Source organism: Halolactibacillus alkaliphilus (assembly GCF_900115465.1).
Taxonomy (GTDB): Bacteria; Bacillota; Bacilli; order Bacillales; family Amphibacillaceae; genus Halolactibacillus; species Halolactibacillus alkaliphilus.
Genome location: NZ_FOWN01000006.1, coordinates 74562 through 93801 on the forward strand (window position 1 = coordinate 74562; position 19240 = coordinate 93801).

Here is a 19240-nt window from a genome sequence, read left to right on the forward strand (position 1 = left end):
GCAAGAAAAGAATTCTCTTCTAGCTTCTTTTAGAGTAAAGTGTATATCCAAGACCAAGTACGTGACTAAAACGTTCTACCGCTTCTTTTAGTAGTCTTTGCCCATCAGACATTGCCATTTCTAACTTCATCGGTTCATTCACAATAGGTAAAGTAACAAGAATGTTTTCTTCTGGTAAGGACGTGAGGCCTTCTTCTATCTTACCAGCAAACAGAACAACTGGGGTCCCCACTTCTTTAGCTAGGCGACTAATTCCAATAGGTACTTTCCCGGAAAGCGACTGGCTATCAAATGACCCTTCACCAGTAATAACAAGGTCAGCTTTATTTATCAGCGCTTTTAAGCAGCCACGTTCTGCAAGTAATGTTAACCCGCTTTGAAACGTCGCATTAAAAAAACTATAGCAACTAAAGCCAATCCCACCAGCTGCACCTGCTCCAGGCATATCTCTACATGACTTGTTTAATGTAGAAGCTACAACGTCACTGAAATGGATCATCGCTTGTTCCTTCTCAGCTAATTCACTTGAAAGATAGCCTTTTTGTGGTCCGAATATATATGTTGCACCATCAGGTCCAGTTAGCGGGTTCGTTACATCACTCGCAACCAACCAAGAAACATCCTTAACACGCGAATCAAGGCCAGATGTATCAATCTTAGCTACTTGACTTAGATCAACCGGAAGTGCAGATATTACCTCTCCATCATGATTTAAGAACGTAACACCTAATGCGATCATCATGCCCATTCCAGCGTCCACAGTAGCACTTCCACCAAGGCCCAAAATAATTGTTTGTGCACCGTAATCAAGTGCTTGTATAATTTGTTCACCTACACCATAACTCGTATGATAACGCGGATGAAAGAGATCTTTACGCGCATGAATAATCCCCGCTCCCTCAGCCACTTCAATAATAGCTGTCTTGGTTTTATTAATGTATCCCCACGTACCTGTACTTTCTTTTCCGTTAACATCTATCATTGGCTTTGTTATGAATTCGCCCTGTTCAACGTGACAAAAAGCAGCAACCGTCCCTTCACCACCGTCCGCAACTGGAAAGCATATCACATCATGATGTTTCAATGTTTTTTTTACTATGTCGTTTGCTTCTTCACTTGTCATTGACCCTTTAAATGAATCAATAGCTGCTAAAATCCTCAAAAAAATCATCCCTTCTATCGTAAAAAGAGTATGACTCAAGTGTGCCATACTCTCTCTATTATTTCATTATTTTTTTAATTCAGGCCAATACCCTTTATTCGCTTCAATTAACTCGTCTAAGATGACACGTGCCTTTTTCGCATCAACAACAGTCCGGTTTAGTGTTAACGCTTGAAGTGCTTTTGTGTAAGATTTCTCTATATATGCTTCGACAGTTAATTTCTCAAAGGCATGTTGATTTTCAATTAAGCCTTTATAGAAAGTATCGATATGACCAACTGCATAAGGATGCGGACCATTAGCACCAAGCGAAGCCGCTACTTCCACCATACTATCATCTGGTAAATTGGCGATAATTCCTTCATTTCTCACCATCACGATAAATGTACGGCGCTCATTATTCGCAATTGATGCTGCCACTTCCACCATCATATCTCCATGTGCATCATTATGCACCACTTTTGAATCTTTTGCCGTACCATTTTCAACAATACGACGACATTCTGCGAAGACTTTCTTTTCACGACCTTCTCGCACTTCATCTGTTCTTGTCCAATTCGGATCAAGCTTTTTTACTTTATATTCTGGATAGAGGTAATACTGCAAGTACGTATTCGGTAAGTAATCAGGAAAGTCATGTAACATATCTTCTACCATCGCATACGTATCTAACCATGATTGATCACGCTGTTCGGCATCAACTGGTCGAAACCCACCATTTGATATTATTTCTTTTAGTTCCGGTGCACGGTCGTTTCCAAACGCATCATAAATATGTGTGAACCAACCAAAATGGTTTAATCCAAAGTATACTGGTTCTAACTTATCTACATCATAATCAATTAACTTAGAATACGATCTGAGTAAATTTACGGGTTGATCACAAATATTTAAAATTTTATTTTCTTCCGGGAAAATTTTATCAAGTGCTAACGCAACAATTGCTGCTGGGTTCGTATAGTTTAAAATCCACGCATCCGGACTGAGGCGACGAACGTCTCTAACCATTTCTTCCATATCACGAATGGAACGAAGGCCATAACTAAATCCACCTGGGCCACAAGTTTCTTGACCAATAGCACCATGCTTTAATGGGATCTTTTCATCTTTTTCTCGCATGTCAAAACCGCCTGTGCGCATCTGACAGAAAACAAAATCAACCTCTTTATACGCCACTTCTTTATCCGTTGTATAGACGACTTCAACATCACTTGCCTCTTCTTTAAAGAGGATTTTCGCAAATTCACCAATTACTTCTTGACGTGACGCATCAACATCGTATAACACGACCCGATTTAGCGCAAACTGATTTAAATGTGTCGTCATTGCTTTTAAAATACCTGGCGTCCATGTCGAGCCACCGCCGACAAGCACAATGTTATTTTTTTTCATCATCAACATCCCTTTTCTTGTATTTTTTTCATGTGTCTTAGCTAGACATTCATCACCTAAGACACATGACGTACCGTTCATCTCGTTGTTTCTTTTGTTTAGGTTTGTTTATCTTTCATTAGGCCTTTTGTTCATACATATAGTTATCAACGATATTACGCATTTTCGATACCCGTCCACCATAAACAACGTGGACAGTATGACTATCAGGACGAACAATCCCATTCGGATGTGATTTCTTTAAAAAATCTTCTTTTACAAGATCGCCATTTTTCACTTCGACTCGCAAACGACTGATGGAGTTATCCACATCGATAATGTTCTCAAGACCACCTAAACCTGCGATAATATTTTCAGCTATTTTGCGGTCAGCTTCTTTTACTGATACATTTTCCAACTCTTCTTCTTCATCTTCAAAGTCCGTCTTACGACGTCCAATTGTTAAAACGTTAAACTTACGAATAATATACGTGTAACTGAAGTAATACATTGCAAAGAAAATCGGGCCAGCAATCAAAAAGATATACCATTTTGTTTCGAGTCCTTGGAAAACCCCAAATACTAACCAGTCAATAATTCCCCCTTGAATGTTACCAATACCTACATTAAACATGGCTGGTACTAAGAAAGCCAAGCCAGCGAAGATCGAATTGACAATCCATAATACAGGTGAGATAAAAATAAAAGTAAATTCAATTGGTTCTGTAATCCCTGTCAAAATAACAGCTGTTAACCCAGCTAAGAAAAACTTTAATACTTTATCACGTTTTTCAGGTAAAGCCATTCGGTAAATTGCTAAAACAGCGGCCGGCATACCAAAAACCATGTGTAGAATCTTTCCTTGTGCTAAGAAACGCGTTGCATCTGTTGAGAACGGTAAATTGTTGTCTAATTGATACAAGTAGATTTGTAGTGCACCAACAAGAGAGTTACCGTCAATATTTTCTACCCCACCAAGCGCAGTAAATCTAAACGTTTGATTTAAGATATGGTGTAAACCCGTTGGATTAATAATCTTTTCTGTGAATCCGTAAAGGAACGTACCAAAGAGTCCCGTCTCACTGATTAGTTCACCCATATTGATAATACCTGCATTTATAAGTGGCCAGATAAAGGTTAAACCAATGCCCACGACAACCATCACAAGTGCTGAAATAATTGGAACAAAACGCTTGCCACTATAAAATGTGAGCGCGGCGTGTAACTCTGTTTGTCGAAATTTATTGTGTAAATATACACCCATTAAACCAGCAATAATACCACCGATGACATTTGTATTATAGACAAAAATACCGAGAGTACTTGTAAAGCGGGCATTGAGTAATGTTGCTTCTACTTGGCTCATCCCTTCGACATCCATTAAGTGTGCAATAGCTGTTGTTTCTGGTGTATAGCCTTGTAATGAAAGGAAATAGTTCATACCGATTAACATCGCTATATAGCCAACCGCACCTGAATAGACGGCGACTTCTTTATCGCGCTTGACCATGCCAAGGGGTATTGACATCGCAAACAAAATCGGTAAATAACCAAACGGTAAAGCTGAAATACGTCTAATCATACCTAAAATATTTTGTAAGAGTTCATTTTGCAAGAAAGGTGCTAGCTCAATTATATTTGGATTTTGCAGGGCTGCTGCTAATCCAAGGAAGATGGCCATAAATGAGAGTAAGCTAATTGGAAACAACAGCGACTTACCAAAGCTTTGAAAATTCTTTTTAAAATTTGTCATAAAAACGCCTCTTTTCTTAAGCTTATTTTATTATTAATTGAATGATTTCTTGTGATTTAACCGTTATTTCATCTAATTTACTTTGTCGTTCTTCCATAGCGTTTGCCAAATACGTGTCTTTAGGTAACGATAGATGTTGGATTGTATCCATCGGATTATATAATCGAATAAATAAGCAATTATTTTCTGTTAATTTCACTGCTGAGACAACTAAATTTCCTAACTCGAGTGTCACATCTCCAGTGGCTTTTTCTACCTCTTTTCTCGGATTCAGGTTAAAACGATTAAATGCTTTTCGTTGATAACCGACGAGTGGTGTAAGATAATTTTTCGCTTGTTTATTCTGTGTTACGCTATCTTCAAAATCAAACGCACAATTAAAAGTAAGGGACACATCTTGTAACTGATTATCAGGTGTTGGGATTTCAATACCCGACGGCCTTCCTGGTCGATTAACTAAGTTTCTCCGGCCAAGGTGTGAGAACGTTCTAAATAACGTCACATAAGCTTTACCATCAATCACTTCATATTCCTTTAATCCATTCGTATACAGATTAAATTGCTTATCATCTTTTAAAGACAGATAACTTTGCATTGTTTCAATGCTGACAGGTTTTTCAACCCAATGATCGGATTCCCAAATGGCAAGTGGTTCTTTTAAATAAACTGGTTTAACTTGATCTGATAGATAACCATCCACTTTCACAATTTCTGTCTTAATCCCTGTATTAAAGACAAGTCGGTAACGACTGTCAGCTGTTACGTTCTTATGGTTGAACGTGACATAAACTTTTGGGTCGTCTTTAAATAACCTAAGCTCACCTGTAAATGTAACAGACGTTGACGCAACTTTATCCGTTCGTTCTTGTTCATTTTTAGGTACATCAAAAGTAAGCGTAAGCTGAAGTGCTTGTGCATGTTCATCTTTACACGTTTTATAACTTATTTCAGCAACATCAGCGCTCGTTATAACCCAATCTTCTATCGGAGGAGAATAATCATAACTATCTCCAGCATCTCCACTATTTTCTATCGTTAAAAGATTGGTGTAAGTGTGTCCCGTTTCGAAATGACGGTAATGGATTTGATGATTTTTTATAAAGAGCTGCCCAAAATCATTTTCGATTATATGAGACTCTATCACCTTTACTTCTTCAGGCGCTTCTACTTCTTCATATGTGAAGTAACGTGTAGATAATCCAAGCATCGTATCTACTTTAACTAACACTTGCGTTCGATAGACTTTGATATCTTTTAGTCTTGCGGCTACTTGTCGGTCAATTAAACCAGCATCTTCCTTTTGTTGTGATTTAACCACATAGTGCAGTTCTTCTCCTGTTTCATCAAAAAGCTTAAACTGTTTTGTCTCAGTAATCATTTCTAGTTCTACCATCTGGTTATCGCGTCTTTCTGGGAGTGGATTTACTACAACAATGGTTTGATCACTCGCTTTATTTGCCATGGTCAATAAGCGTAAATGCAATTCAATTTGGGTATCAACCATTTCCTTTGCGTTAATCAATCGCTGTTTAATATCTTGATTCACTGCATCGCTGTTACAACCACCAATTGAGTCATGTGCATGAGCACCAAATAATAGTTTTGCCACGCGTTCAATCACTTGATGTGGATAAGGTATACCTGCACGCTCACCAATTACCGCTAATGGTTCTAACGTATGATAGAGATTAGTTTCAATCTCTTGGTTTAATAACTTTATATCCATCCGCGTTGAACCAATTGTCCGGTGGATTCGGGCATGCTTGCTATCAGTCAACTCACCACGAACAATCTCTAACGCATCACGGTTTAGGGTGCTTAGATAGCTTTCAAAATCTGTTAATTGAATATCATCCTCTGGGTACAACTTTTTCATTTCAGCAATAACTATTTTAATGTCCCTTTGTAAGGGCATTTGATCATGACCATTCATGATTAGGCGACTGTTAGATGCTGAGTAATGATCGAGAACCGTCATGAGTTTATCCATTCTATTCTTTAGTAAGACAGGTTCTGTTTCTAAATACTTTGCGCCTTGATAACCGGTAGCTAAATTGACACCAATAATTTGGGTCCCATCCACACCTTCCCAAAGGAAGTCCGATTTAGTTGCTTTAAGTTCACTAAATCCTCTCCAAAAAATAGTGGAGTCAATACCGAAGTGTTGATAAATTTGCGGCATTTGACTTGCATGCCCAAACGTATCTGGCGCATAACCTACTAACATTGGTTCACCAAATTCTCTTGCTCGTTTAATACCGTAATATAGGTTTCTAAAAATTGACTCCCCATGTACGAGGAGTAAATCCGTTTGTGTATACCATGGTCCCACGCGTATATTGCCTGATTGAATCAGTTTTTTTAAACGTGGTTCTGCTTCAGGTTCTAATTCCAGATAATCATCAATCATGACACTTTGACCATCCAAAATATAAATTGTTTCTGGATTATCTTCTAAATAACTCATCACATCTTGCATATGGTTTCTTAATAATACTTTTGTTTCATCCTTAGTAAAATACCATTCCCTATCCCAATGTGTATGCATTAAAATTCTAATATCTCGTTTCATATTGTCCCCCTTATGTGTTGATTACACTTTAATTATAGCGCTTACATATCGTTGCGTTTTTCAAAAGAACGGATAATTATCCAAAAAAAAAAAAAAAGAATCCTTCTATTACATTGACACAAGCTAAGTAAATCAAGCAGCTCATATCAAAGGAAGCAATTCTTTTTTTAGAATTATCCACTTGTTGCATCGTGATGAAAATAATTCAACTTTAATCTATTAATGACATCATTAATCATTAAAATCATATGTAATTGTTGCTCTCTAGAAATCCCGTCCATCTTATCCACTGCAACATCATGTACAAAACTTAACGAACTTTCGGCACTTATCGTTGAGTCTTTTTTGGTAATCGATAAAACAAACATGTTTGCCCGTTTAGCGTTTTCTAACATTTGCAAACAACGCTGTGTTTCTCCGGAGCTTGAAAGTATAAGTAACGTATAACTTTTAAATTGGTTAAGCATTTGAAGTTCTGATACGACAATCGCTGGTATACCAAAATACAGTAACTGTCTTGCCATATATTGCGCGGAGACATTTGAAGCTCCCAAGCCAAAAATAAGTAGCTTTTTCCTATGCTGATACACATGTTTAACGAAAGCATCGACTTGTGAGAAGTTAATGCGTGAAAGCATGTACTCTGTATTTCTAATATGCTTTTGTGTTTCACTCGTTAAGAGGTCGACATCTTCTTTAATGGCGTACTTTAATTCACTAAAGCCTTTAAAACCAAGTAACTTTGCGGTGCGGTTAATCGTCGCCTGCGATGTGTAACTTTCTCTCGCAATTTTAATCACCGTCCACTTCGGAATTTGTTTAAAGTGTGCTTCTAAGTAATCTAGCACAGCTTTTTCACTTTTTGTAATTGCCCGATTAAAATTCCGTTCTTTTAATTGATGGATGACCCGGTACATATATCTTCCTCCCCTGAGCTACTTAAGCTTTACGTGTAAGTATGTGTCGTTCCTTTGAAAAATAACTATTTGAAAATGTATACTTTTTTAGATTACCGCTTAACACAGAAAAAAACAACCTTACGTTCATGTATACTGACTAGCACTAACCTTTCATCATCACGATATTAAAGGTATAATAAAAAAAGATGATAATGAATGTCATCATTAACAACACTTATTAAAATAACTTACAACAAAGGAGCACCCCTATGACATCCGTATTAAATCAAATCCAACTACATTATCAATCATTGAGCCGCCTAGAAAAAAAAGTGGCGGATTACGTTTTAACAAACTACCCTAAAATTGCGAATATGCACATTAAAGACTTAGCTAACGCTTCTGGTGTATCTGTCGCTACAATTACCCGCTTTAGTCATAAAGTTGGGGCGACAAACTTTGTTGAGTTGAAAATTTCACTGAGAGATGCGATTGAAGAAGAGGTCACAAAAGATGATGTGATGGCGACCGTTAATCAGATGTACCGTTCCGTGGTTGAAGCATCAGAAACACTGTCAACACTTGAGACGTATAATGAAGCTGTTAGACTTCTTAAAAAAGCAAAACGGATTCATATCTTTGGATTAGGCAGTTCGGGGTTATCTGGTGAAGAGTTTAAACTAAGACTGCAGCGTATGGGGTATAAAGTCGATACATATCACGACTCACACAGCATGATTCTATCCGCCGCAATTATGACAGAAGAAGATTGTGTGCTCGCTATTTCATCTTCTGGGGAGACGAGTGAGATTATTGACAGTTTTGAACTGGCGAAAAAAAATAAAGCAAGTATCCTTGTGATGACAAATTATGTGGATACAAAACTGACGAGTTTTAGCGATGTCACACTTTTCACTTACAGTATGCGTGCCTTTAAGACAAAAGGCTTGTTAAATAGTCAACTGTCCATCCTTTACGTGATCGATCTTCTGACCCTTCTCTTAATGCAAGATGAAACGAATCAACATAACTATGACAAAACATTAACAGCGTTAAAAGCGTATAAAACAACAAAATAACCTATAAAAGAAGCGCCAAATCTGTGTCACTACTCACGGATTTGGCGCTTATCTTTTTTATTATTTAAATTGAGGTAAACAGTTCATGTTAGGTAAAAGCTCTGATTCAGCGGGGGCTGAATCGTGTCGTCACATTATCCTTTGTGACGTTGGTCAATTGCTTGTTTAAATGTTGCCGTAATCAGTTGCGGTCTTGTAATCGCGCTGCCAACAACGATAAAGTCCGCACCATTTAATAGGGCACTTGTCGCAAGCTCCGGCGTGTTTAACTTACCTTCTGCCACAACCGGAATGGAGAGTCTCTTTCTCATTTCTTTTAATCGTTTGAAGTGATCATCAAACAGTGACTGACCTTCGGTCTCTTTCGTATAGCCAATCAATGTGGTTGATACGCAATCAAAGCCTAATTTCTCTGCTTCAACTGCTTCTTCAACCGATGACACATCCGCCATTAATTCAATATCTGGACGCGTCTGTTTCGCATACGCCACCAGACTTGCTAACGTCTCCCCATTTGGACGTTTACGACTTGTCGCATCAAGGGCAATCATATCAACTGAAGAGGTAAACAGCTCATCTAACTCTTTTTTCGTTGCGGTAATAAAGACGTCAGAATCATCATAATCACGTTTTAAAATCCCCACAACTGGAAGGTCAACGGCCTGTTTAATCGCTTGAATGTCTGAAACTGAATTCGCTCTAATCCCATCAGCTCCACCCATCTCTGCCGCAATCGCCATCTTTGCCATAATTTCTGATGAATGTAATGGTTCATCTTCAAGTGCTTGACATGACACAACAAATGGCCCTTTCAATTTTTTCAAAAAACTCATGTTAATTAGCTCCCATCGCTTCTTCTACTTCATTTTTAATGTTAGATACTTGTGGCCCGTAAATAACTTGGACACCGTTGCCTTTTAAGACAACCCCATGTGCGCCGGTTTGTTTCAACATTTGTTGGTCAACAATCTCACCGTTAAAGACACTTACACGTAAGCGGGTTGCACAGTTATCAACGTCTTTAATATTTTTCTCGCCACCAAGTGCTTCAATAATTTTTGATGCACGTTCTGTCTTTGAAAACTCGACTGTCTCTGTTTGTTCATCTTCACGACCTGGTGTTTTAAAGTTAAACTTATTAATGAGTACTTTAAACGTAAAGTAGTAAAGGAAGAACCAAGGCACACCGATCAGCGGTACATAAATCCAGTTTGTTTTTTCTGCGCCTTGGAGAACACCAAAGAGTAGGAAGTCAATAAAACCACCAGAGAATGTTTGACCAATCGTAATCTCAAAGATGTGCGCCATCATAAAAGCTACACCATCGAAAAATGCGTGTACGACGTAAAGAACAGGTGCGATAAATAAGAATGAAAATTCAATTGGTTCAGTAATACCTGTTAAGAATGATGTTAATCCAGCTGAAAGCATAAGACCAAAAACTTTCTTTTTGTTTTCTGGTTTAGCTGTATGATAAATTGCTAAACATGCCCCAAGTAAACCAAACATCATCGTAATGTGACGACCTGACATAAAGCGAGCTGTTCCAATAAAGAACTGATTGACACTATCAGCTTGTGCCAGTTGCGCAAAGAAGATATTTTGTGTCCCTTCAATAAGTGCCCCGTCGACAACCATTGACCCACCAAGTGATGTTTGCCAGAATGGCAAGTAGAAAATATGATGTAAACCAAATGGTCCAAGTAAACGTAACACAAATCCGTAAATCAGTGTACCAATATAGCCTGTCGCCTCAACGAGGTCACCTAATCTGAAGATACCCGATTGAACGATTGGCCAAAAGAAGAACATAATAACACCAAGAATGATAGCTGAAAATGACGTAATAATTGGCACAAATCGTGAACCACCGAAGAATCCTAAGAAACGTGGTAATTCAATTTTATTAAAACGTTGGTGAAGCATGTAAGTCATAACCCCTACAAGAATACCACCAAACACCCCTGTTTCTAATGACTGAATCCCTAAAACAAATCCTTGACCGACCCCTGCAATGTTTTCCTCTGCTAGCTTACCGCTAATGATGAGGACCGCATTGATTGTCGCATGCATCACGAGGAATCCAAGAACGGCAGCTAAGGCAGCAGTTCCTTTATCGCTACGCGCTAAGCCAATCGCAACCCCAACCGCAAAGATAATGGGTAAATTCGCAAATATAATACTTCCTGCCGAACTCATAACAGTAAAGATCGCTTGTAGCCACGCGACATCTAAAAATGGATAAGCGCTTACAGTCGCTTGATTACTAAAGGCGCCACCAATTCCGAGTAATAAACCTGCTGCAGGTAACACGGCAATCGGTAACATGAAAGACTTACCAAAACGTTGTGCTTTTTCAAAAAATGCATTGTTCATGTAACTCACCCCTAAAAGTTTTATTTGATAACAGTTTACAACTTATTTTTTAATTTGTAAATAGTTTTTAAAAACTTTTTTTAACGTTTTCATTTCCCTATATTCTTATAAATAAGAAACACACTTGAAAATGATCGAAAAACACGCAAGTAATAGCAGCTAAAAAGTGAACTTTGTCCTTCTCAATGCATTTATTATGGCCAAACTTTTTAAAAATGATTCATGGTTTCGTCATATTTTTACCTCCTCACGGACCCTTTGATGTACTATAATGAGAGACGACTATTTTGTGAATAATTGTACAAAGTATAGACAAGCATTACTCTAATAAAGACAATTTTCTCATTCTCTTCATAAATCTGAAAGGAAGATAAATACATGACAACCAGATTCAACACATACCACCGATTAATTAATAAACCACTCGTCGTCTCCATTATTTTCGGGTTAATCGGTCTTTTAGGTAGTATGTACTCACTGCGCATACCGTTTGGAGATTTTCACTTAAATATGATTTGGAGTATCGCTTTCCCACTTATGGTGACCTTAACTTATGGCTTAACATTTGGTCTTTTGAGCGTGACTATTGGTCTTACTTTTCTATACCCGTTTTTACTAGGCTTTATGAATGGCTATGGCTCTTTTGTTGCGATGATTGCTTTATACGCGTGGATTTTTTTCCACGGTTACGGTAAGAAAAGACGCGAACTAAAACCAACGCTTTTAAATCATCCCTATGTGATTCAACTTAGTTACTCCGTTTTACGCCTGTTGCTTTATGCTCTGTTGTTCCAGCCATTGGTGCAGTTAAATCCTCCACCATGGAATCCAGAAGCTTATCAAACAATCAGTTCAAATATTGTCTGGTACTTTTCAATACGTGGCGTCTTCATGGAGATGATTTTACTCCTTATTGTAGATACTCTCTTATTACTGCCCCTCGTTCGAAAGTTTTTCGGATTAAAAACAGCACCTAGCTCCAGGTATAATACACGTGTTCTTGGAGGTTTTTTAGGTGGTGGGTTATTGTTTATTTTGATCATTCTCGCCATGCAACATACGTTAATTGATGAAGTACCGTTACAGACTTGGCTGTTGCCACCCAATCCAAAAACGGCCTTAACGCTTTTTCTCTCAAGTTTCTTATTTATTATTATGGCCGGTGTAACTATGCGTTATGTTGAAAAAACACTCACAAGTGAAGATGCCTTAAAAGAAACGTATAAACGCTATCAAGCGATTTTTGAACAGATGCATGATATTTATTTAGAACTGAAGACGGATGGAACCATCCTTCATGCCTCACCATCGATTCAATCAGCACTCGACATGAATGAACAGGCACTGATTGGAACAAATTTTTGTCAGTTGTTTTTAGATCATGGGACGGGTAAAGCATGGATGGAAGAACTTGATCAGCGGGGCGGTTTTATCGAGAAAAAAATCATGATTCAAACAAAGGCAAAAGAAACGCGCGTTTGGTCGATTCATTTAAAAAAAGTACAACTCGTAGAACATATGCCACGACTAATTGCGATGATTCGTGACGTGACGGATTACGAAGAAGCAATGGATGAAATTAAACGACTCAATAATGATTTAGAACAACGTGTCGAAAGACGAACTGCCGATTTAAATGCCACAGTAGAGGCTTTAGAACGGTTTAATTATGTCGTTTCGCACGATTTAAAAACACCGATTCGCGCGATTGATGCCTATGCTGAAATGATTTATGAGGATGAACAAGACACATTAAGTAAGATTTCACTTAAATCTTTAACTGCTATTCGTCATGTGTCAACGGAGATGATTCATTTGATTGAACGTTTACTTAACTACGCACGAATCAGCCATATGCGCCCTAAAAAAGAGTCTGTTGATTTAAATCAACTCGTTAACACGACCCTTGAACAATTAGCAGCATCAAATAAACACCACCCATTTACTGCAACCATTGTTCAACCATTACCTGTTCTTGATAGTGATCCTGTATTAATTAAGCAAGTGATTATGAATCTATTCGATAATGCGATTAAATATCAAAAAGAGACTGAACCACTTCATATTGAGATTGATCAACACGATACAAAGGATGCACTTACACTCATAATTTCTGACAACGGTCGTGGCATTAATCAACATCAACAAGAACACGTTTGGGAACTGTTTTCAACTTCCCACCAAGATACAAAAGGAACAGGGATTGGCCTCTCAACGGTCAAGCGGATCATGGAAGCGCATGGTGGCTCTGTCAGTCTTTTTAGTAAACAAAACGAAGGTACGACCATTCAGTTGAGCTTTAAAAAAAGCGCCAACTGATTCATCAGACGATATAGAAAAAGAAAGGAAGTGGTTACAGTGTATCGCGTCATGATTGTGGACGACTGGGAGATTTTCTTAACACAATTGAAACGAAAAGCCGATTGGGAAGGCCTCGGTTTTACGATTGTTCATGAAGCTTCCAATGGAAAAGAAGCACTTAACTATTTATTAACTCATCCAGTTGATGTCGTCATTACAGATATACGTATGCCCGAAATGGATGGCATTGATTTATTAAAAGCGATCCGCGCAAACCACTTAAATACACATGTCATCTTTTTAAGTGAATATGAGGATTTCCAATATGCGAAACAAGCGATCCATTATCAAATTACCGATTATTTAATTAAACCGGTCCAAGCCAATGAATTAACGACGCGTCTTCAGACGCTAAAAAGTGAATTAAATCAAAGAGACACGATTGAAACAACGACAGATCAAAATATCGTAGAAGCACTTATACGTGATATTCAGTTAAAAAAATCACCTCAACCTGTTATCGAATCTTTTATCATGGATACAACAGCCAAAGTGGGTGGTGACAGGCAGCGTGTGTTTGATGACTATCGCTCTTTAACAGAGACACTTAAAAATAAGTTACTCCAGATATACCCTTGGCTTTCTCGGTTCCTGGTGTATCCTGAAATGACAAATGAGGAGAAGTTAGAGGACTTACACAAGGCACTGATTAACGTCATCGATGGATTCACACAACCGATTCACACGCTTTACTATAGCGCTCTTCATCAAGTGCTTATTGAAAAAGTGTGCTCATTCGCTCTAGCAAGCGACGAAAAGTTCACCATTAAAACCATTGCTGATTCACTGTTTGTTAATAAAAACTATTTAGCCGATACGTTTAAAAAAGAAACAGGCATCACTCTAGGGGATTATTTAACAAAAGTGAAAATAAAACGCGCACAAGTGTTACTTCAAACTACCCAACTTAAACTTTATGAAATAAGTGATCAACTCGGTTACCGCCATCCAGAATATTTTAGTCGTGTCTTTAAAAAAGAAACAGGGTTAACGCCACAAACTTACCGCGACCAACACGCATAAGCTTTCCTTTTCAATGAGACCTGGATTTTTTACCGGGTTGACCTGGATATTGTGACTTAAAAAACGAGCGTCTCTCCTTTATGATTAAGGACGTACATAACATGTGCAGAATATCACAAACAAAAGGGAGACAACAACATGAAAAAATATTTCACATCATTTTTGATGGTATTGGCCTTTTCACTTATGTTATTACTTAGCGCTTGCGGTACAGCGAATGACGCTCAAGTGGAAGACACAGAAACTGACGCTGTTGAAACAGAAGATAACGGGGCAGATGCAACGTCTGTCGCAACAGAAAATGCAAACTATGAAATGACGACATTAGATTGGTCAGCTCAACCACCGACTGGATTAATCAAAGGTGATTACTACTATACTGAAGAACGCTTTAGACAAGGACACCTTGGCACATTAGAGGTTGTTAAAAATGATGATGGGATTGTTTATGTAGAATTCAATGAAATGACCCGTCCTAATTACTATAACCGCTTCTTCCAAGACGTGCCGAAACGTCTATCTGAATACAACTTCAGCATGGGTGAGAAAAAAGGTGCTGCTTGGATTCAAAGTGTTGTGTTAGTTGAAAGTCAAATGATTACCGAACAACGCTTAACTGGAGAATTTGATGTTGTGAGTGGCGCTTCTAACAGTATTGATCAGTCAATGCTTCCAATGGCTGAAGTGATTGAACAACAAATGACTGAAGCATCTAACCAATCATACTACGGTATCGCAGAAGATATTGGTGGTGGATTAACAGGTTTCTTACAAGTTGTATTAGATGGTGACACAATCACATCTGTTCGTTACGATGAACTCTTTGCTGATCACCCAGATGACATTGAAGACCCTGCTTTAAAACAATATTACCGTCAATCAAAATATGAAAGTGTTATTTACGACGAGCCTTCACGTATTGGCTTTAATGTCCAAATGGATGCACTTAACGAGAAAGTTATCAACACACAAGACTTACTCGACCTTTCTGAACTACCAGCAATTGACGAGAGTGGCGATTATGCATCAAGCGGCTTTACGATTCGTAACGACGCATGGGATAACTACTTAATGTTAGCTGAGAAGATTCAAGCAGAATTAATTAAAGACGGCTTACGCTAAAACAAGCGTGACGTTGGCACGTCCATCTACCTTAGTTATACCCTATCTTTCTCCTTAATTTAAATAATGTGTCAACGGATCGACTGTTTATATAAGATGAATAACCTAAGAGCGAGGTGAATATAATCACCTCGCTCTTTTTTATTTGCAGTGAAAGCTACGGATGATACGACTTTAGTCATCAACACCATTTAAACGTCTCAAACTTTTTAAATGATAAGATGCGCCCACGCTTGATAAGACTTTAATTGATTCAAGTAGTCATAAACTCTATTAAAAAACGCCACCATCTCTTTAGCATTCGAATAATCTAATATATAATTATCAATGTCTGTTTTTTCATCACGTAATAATCCGCATTTTCAAAACACGTTTTACATTTTGTTCTCGTAAAAACAATTCAACGATAGATCCAAGTATTTCCCATCAAAGGGTCGTAGTTATTTTTAGTATGAGCAAGAATGACGAAAACTTAGTTTACTTTAAAGTGATGCACTTCATCTTTAATGAAAATATATCTTCATAACTTTCAATATTATGAAACAAATAGTAATCAATCGATTGATATTGATAGGACTTTCTGTGCGTGGCATCCTCAAAAAAACATTTGGATACATAAACCTCTTTATTATTTTTCATACTAGATTTGCGAAAATCATAACAAACGAATCCGGTGCATAGATTTAATATATTAAAGAAATACCTTGAATAATTAAACGCACACCAACAATAGATAAGAGACAAAAAAGAACCCACATGACAGTATTACCATTTAAACGTTGATTTAATTCCGCACCAATTTTACCACCAATAATTGCCCCTGGAATTAGTAATAAGGCAATTAGCCAGTCTACATTACCAATTGCTATATGCGAGCTTGAGCTTACTAAAGCTGATAAAAATACTAATAACATAGACGTTGCAACAGCTTTGTGAGGTGGAAAGGCTAATAGTATTATCATCGTTGGTACCATTAAAGACCCACCACCGATACCAAATAAACCAGATAGTATACCTACTGAAAATGCCAGTATTATTTTAAGAATGGACTTTAATAAAAAGCTATTATTCTGAGTACTATTGGATGAATCTAATGGCTTTACTTGCATTTTATGGCGCCAAATCATTAGCACACTTAATATAATAATCACCATACCTAATACAACCAAAAAAATATCGACATTTAAAAACTGATTTAAAAAAACACCTACTAAAGCACCTGGAGCACTGCCCATAAAAAACAATAAGGCCACCTTAACATCTACTTTTTTTTGTTTTAAATAAGCCAATGTAGAGGAAAAACCATTAAATACAACGACTATTAAAGAAGTTCCCACTATCACTTGTGGTGATAAATCTGCAATAATAGAAATACTAGATTTTAGTATAAGAAAACTTGGCACGATGATAATTCCCCCTCCAAGTCCCCCCATACTACCTAGTATAGCTGCTACTAAACCTAGAATCATAATTATAATATATTCCATTTTTATCCCTTTCAATACTGACAATAGAATATATTTTTTATAAATATATTTTTTGTCTATTTTTAGCTGATTGATATATTCCTGATACTATTCTTTGTGTTTTAAGCGCTTGATTTCCATCAATAAACAGCTGTTCATTGTTTTTTATAGCGTTATAAAAATCGGTAATTTGTTTAACGTGACTCACTCCCCAATAATCTTTTGTACCGTTACTATATTCAATAGTTTCCCTTGGATCATTTTCTACCTTGTATTCACGACCGTCATTAAAAGTGATTGTTGCCTTAGAACCAATAAACTTCACTAGTGCCTTTTCACAATCTAGCTCTAACTTTATTGGAGCATCGTATGAATAATGATTCATAGTGTAAAATGAGAGGGTCGTATTATTTTTATACTTAATGATGCCCTCAGCAGTATCTTCTACCTCTATTTCAGTATTAACTCTTTGATGGATGGAGGCATCGATAAAATCTATTTCACTATCAATAAACCAATTCAATAAGTCAAATGAATGAATAGCTTGATCAATAACGACACCACCGCCTTCTTTATCCCATGTTCCTTTCCAATCACTTTCACTGTAATACTGATTAGAACGATTCCATGTCAAGATAAGATTTGCTGAGTGAATATGACCCAATTCTCCTTTAGTTAGGAGTGATTTTACTAATTGCGCTGAATGATTATATCTAGACTGGAATATGACGCCTAGCTTCACATTACAATCTTCACAAAAACTAATCATTTTTTCAGCTGATTGATTACTAATTGAAATTGGTTTCTCAGTAAGTACATGAATGCCTCTTTTAGCAGCTTCAATTGTAATTTCTTCATGCAAATAATGAGGTAAACAAATGTGAATGACATCAATGTCAACCTCATTGAATAAGTTAATGTAATTTGGGTATGCCTCACATTTATATAATTTAGCTTGTTCAAGCGCTCTTTCCATATCAATATCACAAACAGCGACTAATTTAGTATCCGGTTGATGTACAACTGATGCCGCGTGCATAGGAAAGATTCTTCCACACCCAATAATAGCTACTCTTAAATTTTTCGTCATTTTTCATACCTCCTTATTTAGTATGATTTACCATCAAATGCTGATCTACGACATTAGATAGCTAATTATAGGTTATAAGTTAACATATCAACTTAATATCTATAGAAATAAAAAGCTACTTCTTTAAAAAATCTTATTTACAACAGACCGGGCCGTTTTATTCATCATGCGCTTAGAATGTTCTTCATTTATTAAGGCAACGCCGGTGGTTAACAAATCCACTATAAATAATTGTGAAATTTTCGATGTTAAAGAACCTCCTTCAAGAGGGGACTCTTTATCACCTCCAAGCAATACAATATCTGATACCTCGGTGATTTTGGATTTGACGTGATAAGTTACGGAAATTACTTTCGCCTTATTTTTCTTCGATACTTCAAGAGAGTGAATCGTATCTCGATTGCTTCCTGACACACTAAAACCAACAACAACATCTTTTTCTGTTAATGTGGAGGCAATCATTGATTGTATGTGAGGATCAGTTATCGCGTCTGCTTTAATCCCCATTCTCAAAAAGCGAAGCTTTGCATCCAATGCAGTTATCCCCGATGTACCTACTCCAAAGAAATAGATAGATTTTGCTTCATTTAATAAATGAATAGCTTTTTCCAAATCATCTTCATTAATCATCAAAGCTGAGTTTTTCAATGTTTGAATAATATTATTCGATATCTTCTGAGTTAAATTATTAGATTCTTCTTCATTCTCATCTTCTCTTACCGTTATTACAGATTGTGCTAAAGATAATTTGAATTCCTGATAGCCGTTTAAACCAACCTTTCTAACAAACCTTAACATCGTTGTTTCTCCTACACCTATATTAGAAGCCACATCAGCCAATGATGAGTATACAATTTTATCCATATTAACTAGGACATAGTCTGCTACTTTTTTTTCAGCTTTTGTTAGTGTTGGGTACAACCTATGAATAGATTCTCTGATTGGAATAATTGTATTGTTTTCCAT

At 37.2% G+C, this 19240-nt stretch carries 14 protein-coding genes; 4 read left to right on the forward strand and 10 right to left on the reverse strand.

What is annotated here, in order from left to right:
* Window positions 1-19 precede the first annotated feature (19 nt).
* The 5 genes from BM163_RS04205 to BM163_RS04225 form a co-directional block, all read right to left on the reverse strand.
* Window positions 20-1162: a glycerate kinase family protein gene (locus BM163_RS04205; protein WP_170243627.1), complete on the reverse strand. Its 1143-nt coding sequence runs from the start codon at window positions 1160-1162 to the stop codon at window positions 20-22.
* Window positions 1163-1228: 66 nt separating this feature from the next.
* Window positions 1229-2554: a 6-phospho-alpha-glucosidase gene (locus BM163_RS04210; protein WP_089800650.1), complete on the reverse strand. Its 1326-nt coding sequence runs from the start codon at window positions 2552-2554 to the stop codon at window positions 1229-1231.
* A 118-nt stretch (window positions 2555-2672) separates the two neighbouring features.
* Window positions 2673-4286 (reverse strand): PTS transporter subunit EIIC, encoded by a 1614-nt coding sequence (locus BM163_RS04215; RefSeq protein WP_089800571.1) that lies wholly within the window; start codon window positions 4284-4286, stop codon window positions 2673-2675.
* A gap of 22 nt (window positions 4287-4308) precedes the next feature.
* Entirely contained in the window at window positions 4309-6858 is a 2550-nt protein-coding gene (locus BM163_RS04220; RefSeq protein WP_089800573.1) for a glycoside hydrolase family 38 N-terminal domain-containing protein, read from the reverse strand.
* A 173-nt stretch (window positions 6859-7031) separates the two neighbouring features.
* Window positions 7032-7775, reverse strand: a complete 744-nt coding sequence (locus tag BM163_RS04225) for a MurR/RpiR family transcriptional regulator (RefSeq protein WP_089800576.1) — start codon at window positions 7773-7775, stop codon at window positions 7032-7034.
* A 251-nt stretch (window positions 7776-8026) separates the two neighbouring features.
* Here BM163_RS04225 and BM163_RS04230 point away from each other — a divergent pair, with 251 nt between their 5' ends.
* Window positions 8027-8836, forward strand: a complete 810-nt coding sequence (locus tag BM163_RS04230; protein WP_089800578.1) for a MurR/RpiR family transcriptional regulator — start codon at window positions 8027-8029, stop codon at window positions 8834-8836.
* 134 nt (window positions 8837-8970) lie between these two features.
* Here the strand turns inward: BM163_RS04230 and BM163_RS04235 are convergent, their stop codons facing one another.
* Window positions 8971-9669, reverse strand: a complete 699-nt coding sequence (locus BM163_RS04235) for an N-acetylmannosamine-6-phosphate 2-epimerase (RefSeq protein WP_089800581.1) — start codon at window positions 9667-9669, stop codon at window positions 8971-8973.
* 1 nt (window position 9670) lies between these two features.
* Window positions 9671-11212: a PTS transporter subunit EIIC gene (locus BM163_RS04240; RefSeq protein WP_089800584.1), complete on the reverse strand. Its 1542-nt coding sequence runs from the start codon at window positions 11210-11212 to the stop codon at window positions 9671-9673.
* A gap of 378 nt (window positions 11213-11590) precedes the next feature.
* On the opposite strand from BM163_RS04240, the gene BM163_RS04245 reads away from it, so the two are divergent.
* The 3 genes from BM163_RS04245 to BM163_RS04255 all read left to right on the forward strand — a co-directional run bounded on the left by BM163_RS04245 (window position 11591) and on the right by BM163_RS04255 (window position 15718).
* Window positions 11591-13531, forward strand: a complete 1941-nt coding sequence (locus tag BM163_RS04245) for a sensor histidine kinase (RefSeq protein WP_089800586.1) — start codon at window positions 11591-11593, stop codon at window positions 13529-13531.
* 39 nt (window positions 13532-13570) lie between these two features.
* Complete coding sequence (locus BM163_RS04250; protein ID WP_089800588.1) at window positions 13571-14596, forward strand: response regulator transcription factor; 1026 nt, start codon at window positions 13571-13573, stop codon at window positions 14594-14596.
* A 138-nt stretch (window positions 14597-14734) separates the two neighbouring features.
* Complete coding sequence (locus BM163_RS04255) at window positions 14735-15718, forward strand: FMN-binding protein (protein WP_174787614.1); 984 nt, start codon at window positions 14735-14737, stop codon at window positions 15716-15718.
* A 683-nt stretch (window positions 15719-16401) separates the two neighbouring features.
* Here BM163_RS04255 and BM163_RS04260 read toward each other — a convergent pair.
* From BM163_RS04260 to BM163_RS04270, 3 genes are all read right to left on the reverse strand, one after another.
* On the reverse strand, window positions 16402-17205 hold the full coding sequence (locus BM163_RS04260) for a sulfite exporter TauE/SafE family protein (RefSeq protein ID WP_089800590.1): 804 nt from the start codon (window positions 17203-17205) through the stop codon (window positions 16402-16404).
* 37 nt (window positions 17206-17242) lie between these two features.
* The gene (locus tag BM163_RS04265) at window positions 17243-18274 is read right to left on the reverse strand and encodes a Gfo/Idh/MocA family protein (RefSeq protein ID WP_089800592.1); all 1032 of its coding nucleotides are present in this window, start codon (window positions 18272-18274) and stop codon (window positions 17243-17245) included.
* Window positions 18275-18397: 123 nt separating this feature from the next.
* Entirely contained in the window at window positions 18398-19240 is an 843-nt protein-coding gene (locus BM163_RS04270; RefSeq protein ID WP_089800594.1) for a MurR/RpiR family transcriptional regulator, read from the reverse strand.

Coding starts and splice junctions, on each gene's coding strand:
- BM163_RS04210 (WP_089800650.1), bottom strand. CDS start 2,554: ATGAAAAAAAATAACATTGTGCTTGTCGGCGGTGGCTCGACATGGACG.
- BM163_RS04215 (WP_089800571.1), bottom strand. CDS start 4,286: ATGACAAATTTTAAAAAGAATTTTCAAAGCTTTGGTAAGTCGCTGTTG.
- BM163_RS04220 (WP_089800573.1), bottom strand. CDS start 6,858: ATGAAACGAGATATTAGAATTTTAATGCATACACATTGGGATAGGGAA.
- BM163_RS04225 (WP_089800576.1), bottom strand. CDS start 7,775: ATGTACCGGGTCATCCATCAATTAAAAGAACGGAATTTTAATCGGGCA.
- BM163_RS04230 (WP_089800578.1), top strand. CDS start 8,027: ATGACATCCGTATTAAATCAAATCCAACTACATTATCAATCATTGAGC.
- BM163_RS04235 (WP_089800581.1), bottom strand. CDS start 9,669: ATGAGTTTTTTGAAAAAATTGAAAGGGCCATTTGTTGTGTCATGTCAA.
- BM163_RS04240 (WP_089800584.1), bottom strand. CDS start 11,212: ATGAACAATGCATTTTTTGAAAAAGCACAACGTTTTGGTAAGTCTTTC.
- BM163_RS04245 (WP_089800586.1), top strand. CDS start 11,591: ATGACAACCAGATTCAACACATACCACCGATTAATTAATAAACCACTC.
- BM163_RS04255 (WP_174787614.1), top strand. CDS start 14,735: ATGAAAAAATATTTCACATCATTTTTGATGGTATTGGCCTTTTCACTT.
- BM163_RS04260 (WP_089800590.1), bottom strand. CDS start 17,205: ATGGAATATATTATAATTATGATTCTAGGTTTAGTAGCAGCTATACTA.
- BM163_RS04265 (WP_089800592.1), bottom strand. CDS start 18,274: ATGACGAAAAATTTAAGAGTAGCTATTATTGGGTGTGGAAGAATCTTT.
- BM163_RS04270 (WP_089800594.1), bottom strand. CDS start 19,240: ATGGAAAACAATACAATTATTCCAATCAGAGAATCTATTCATAGGTTG.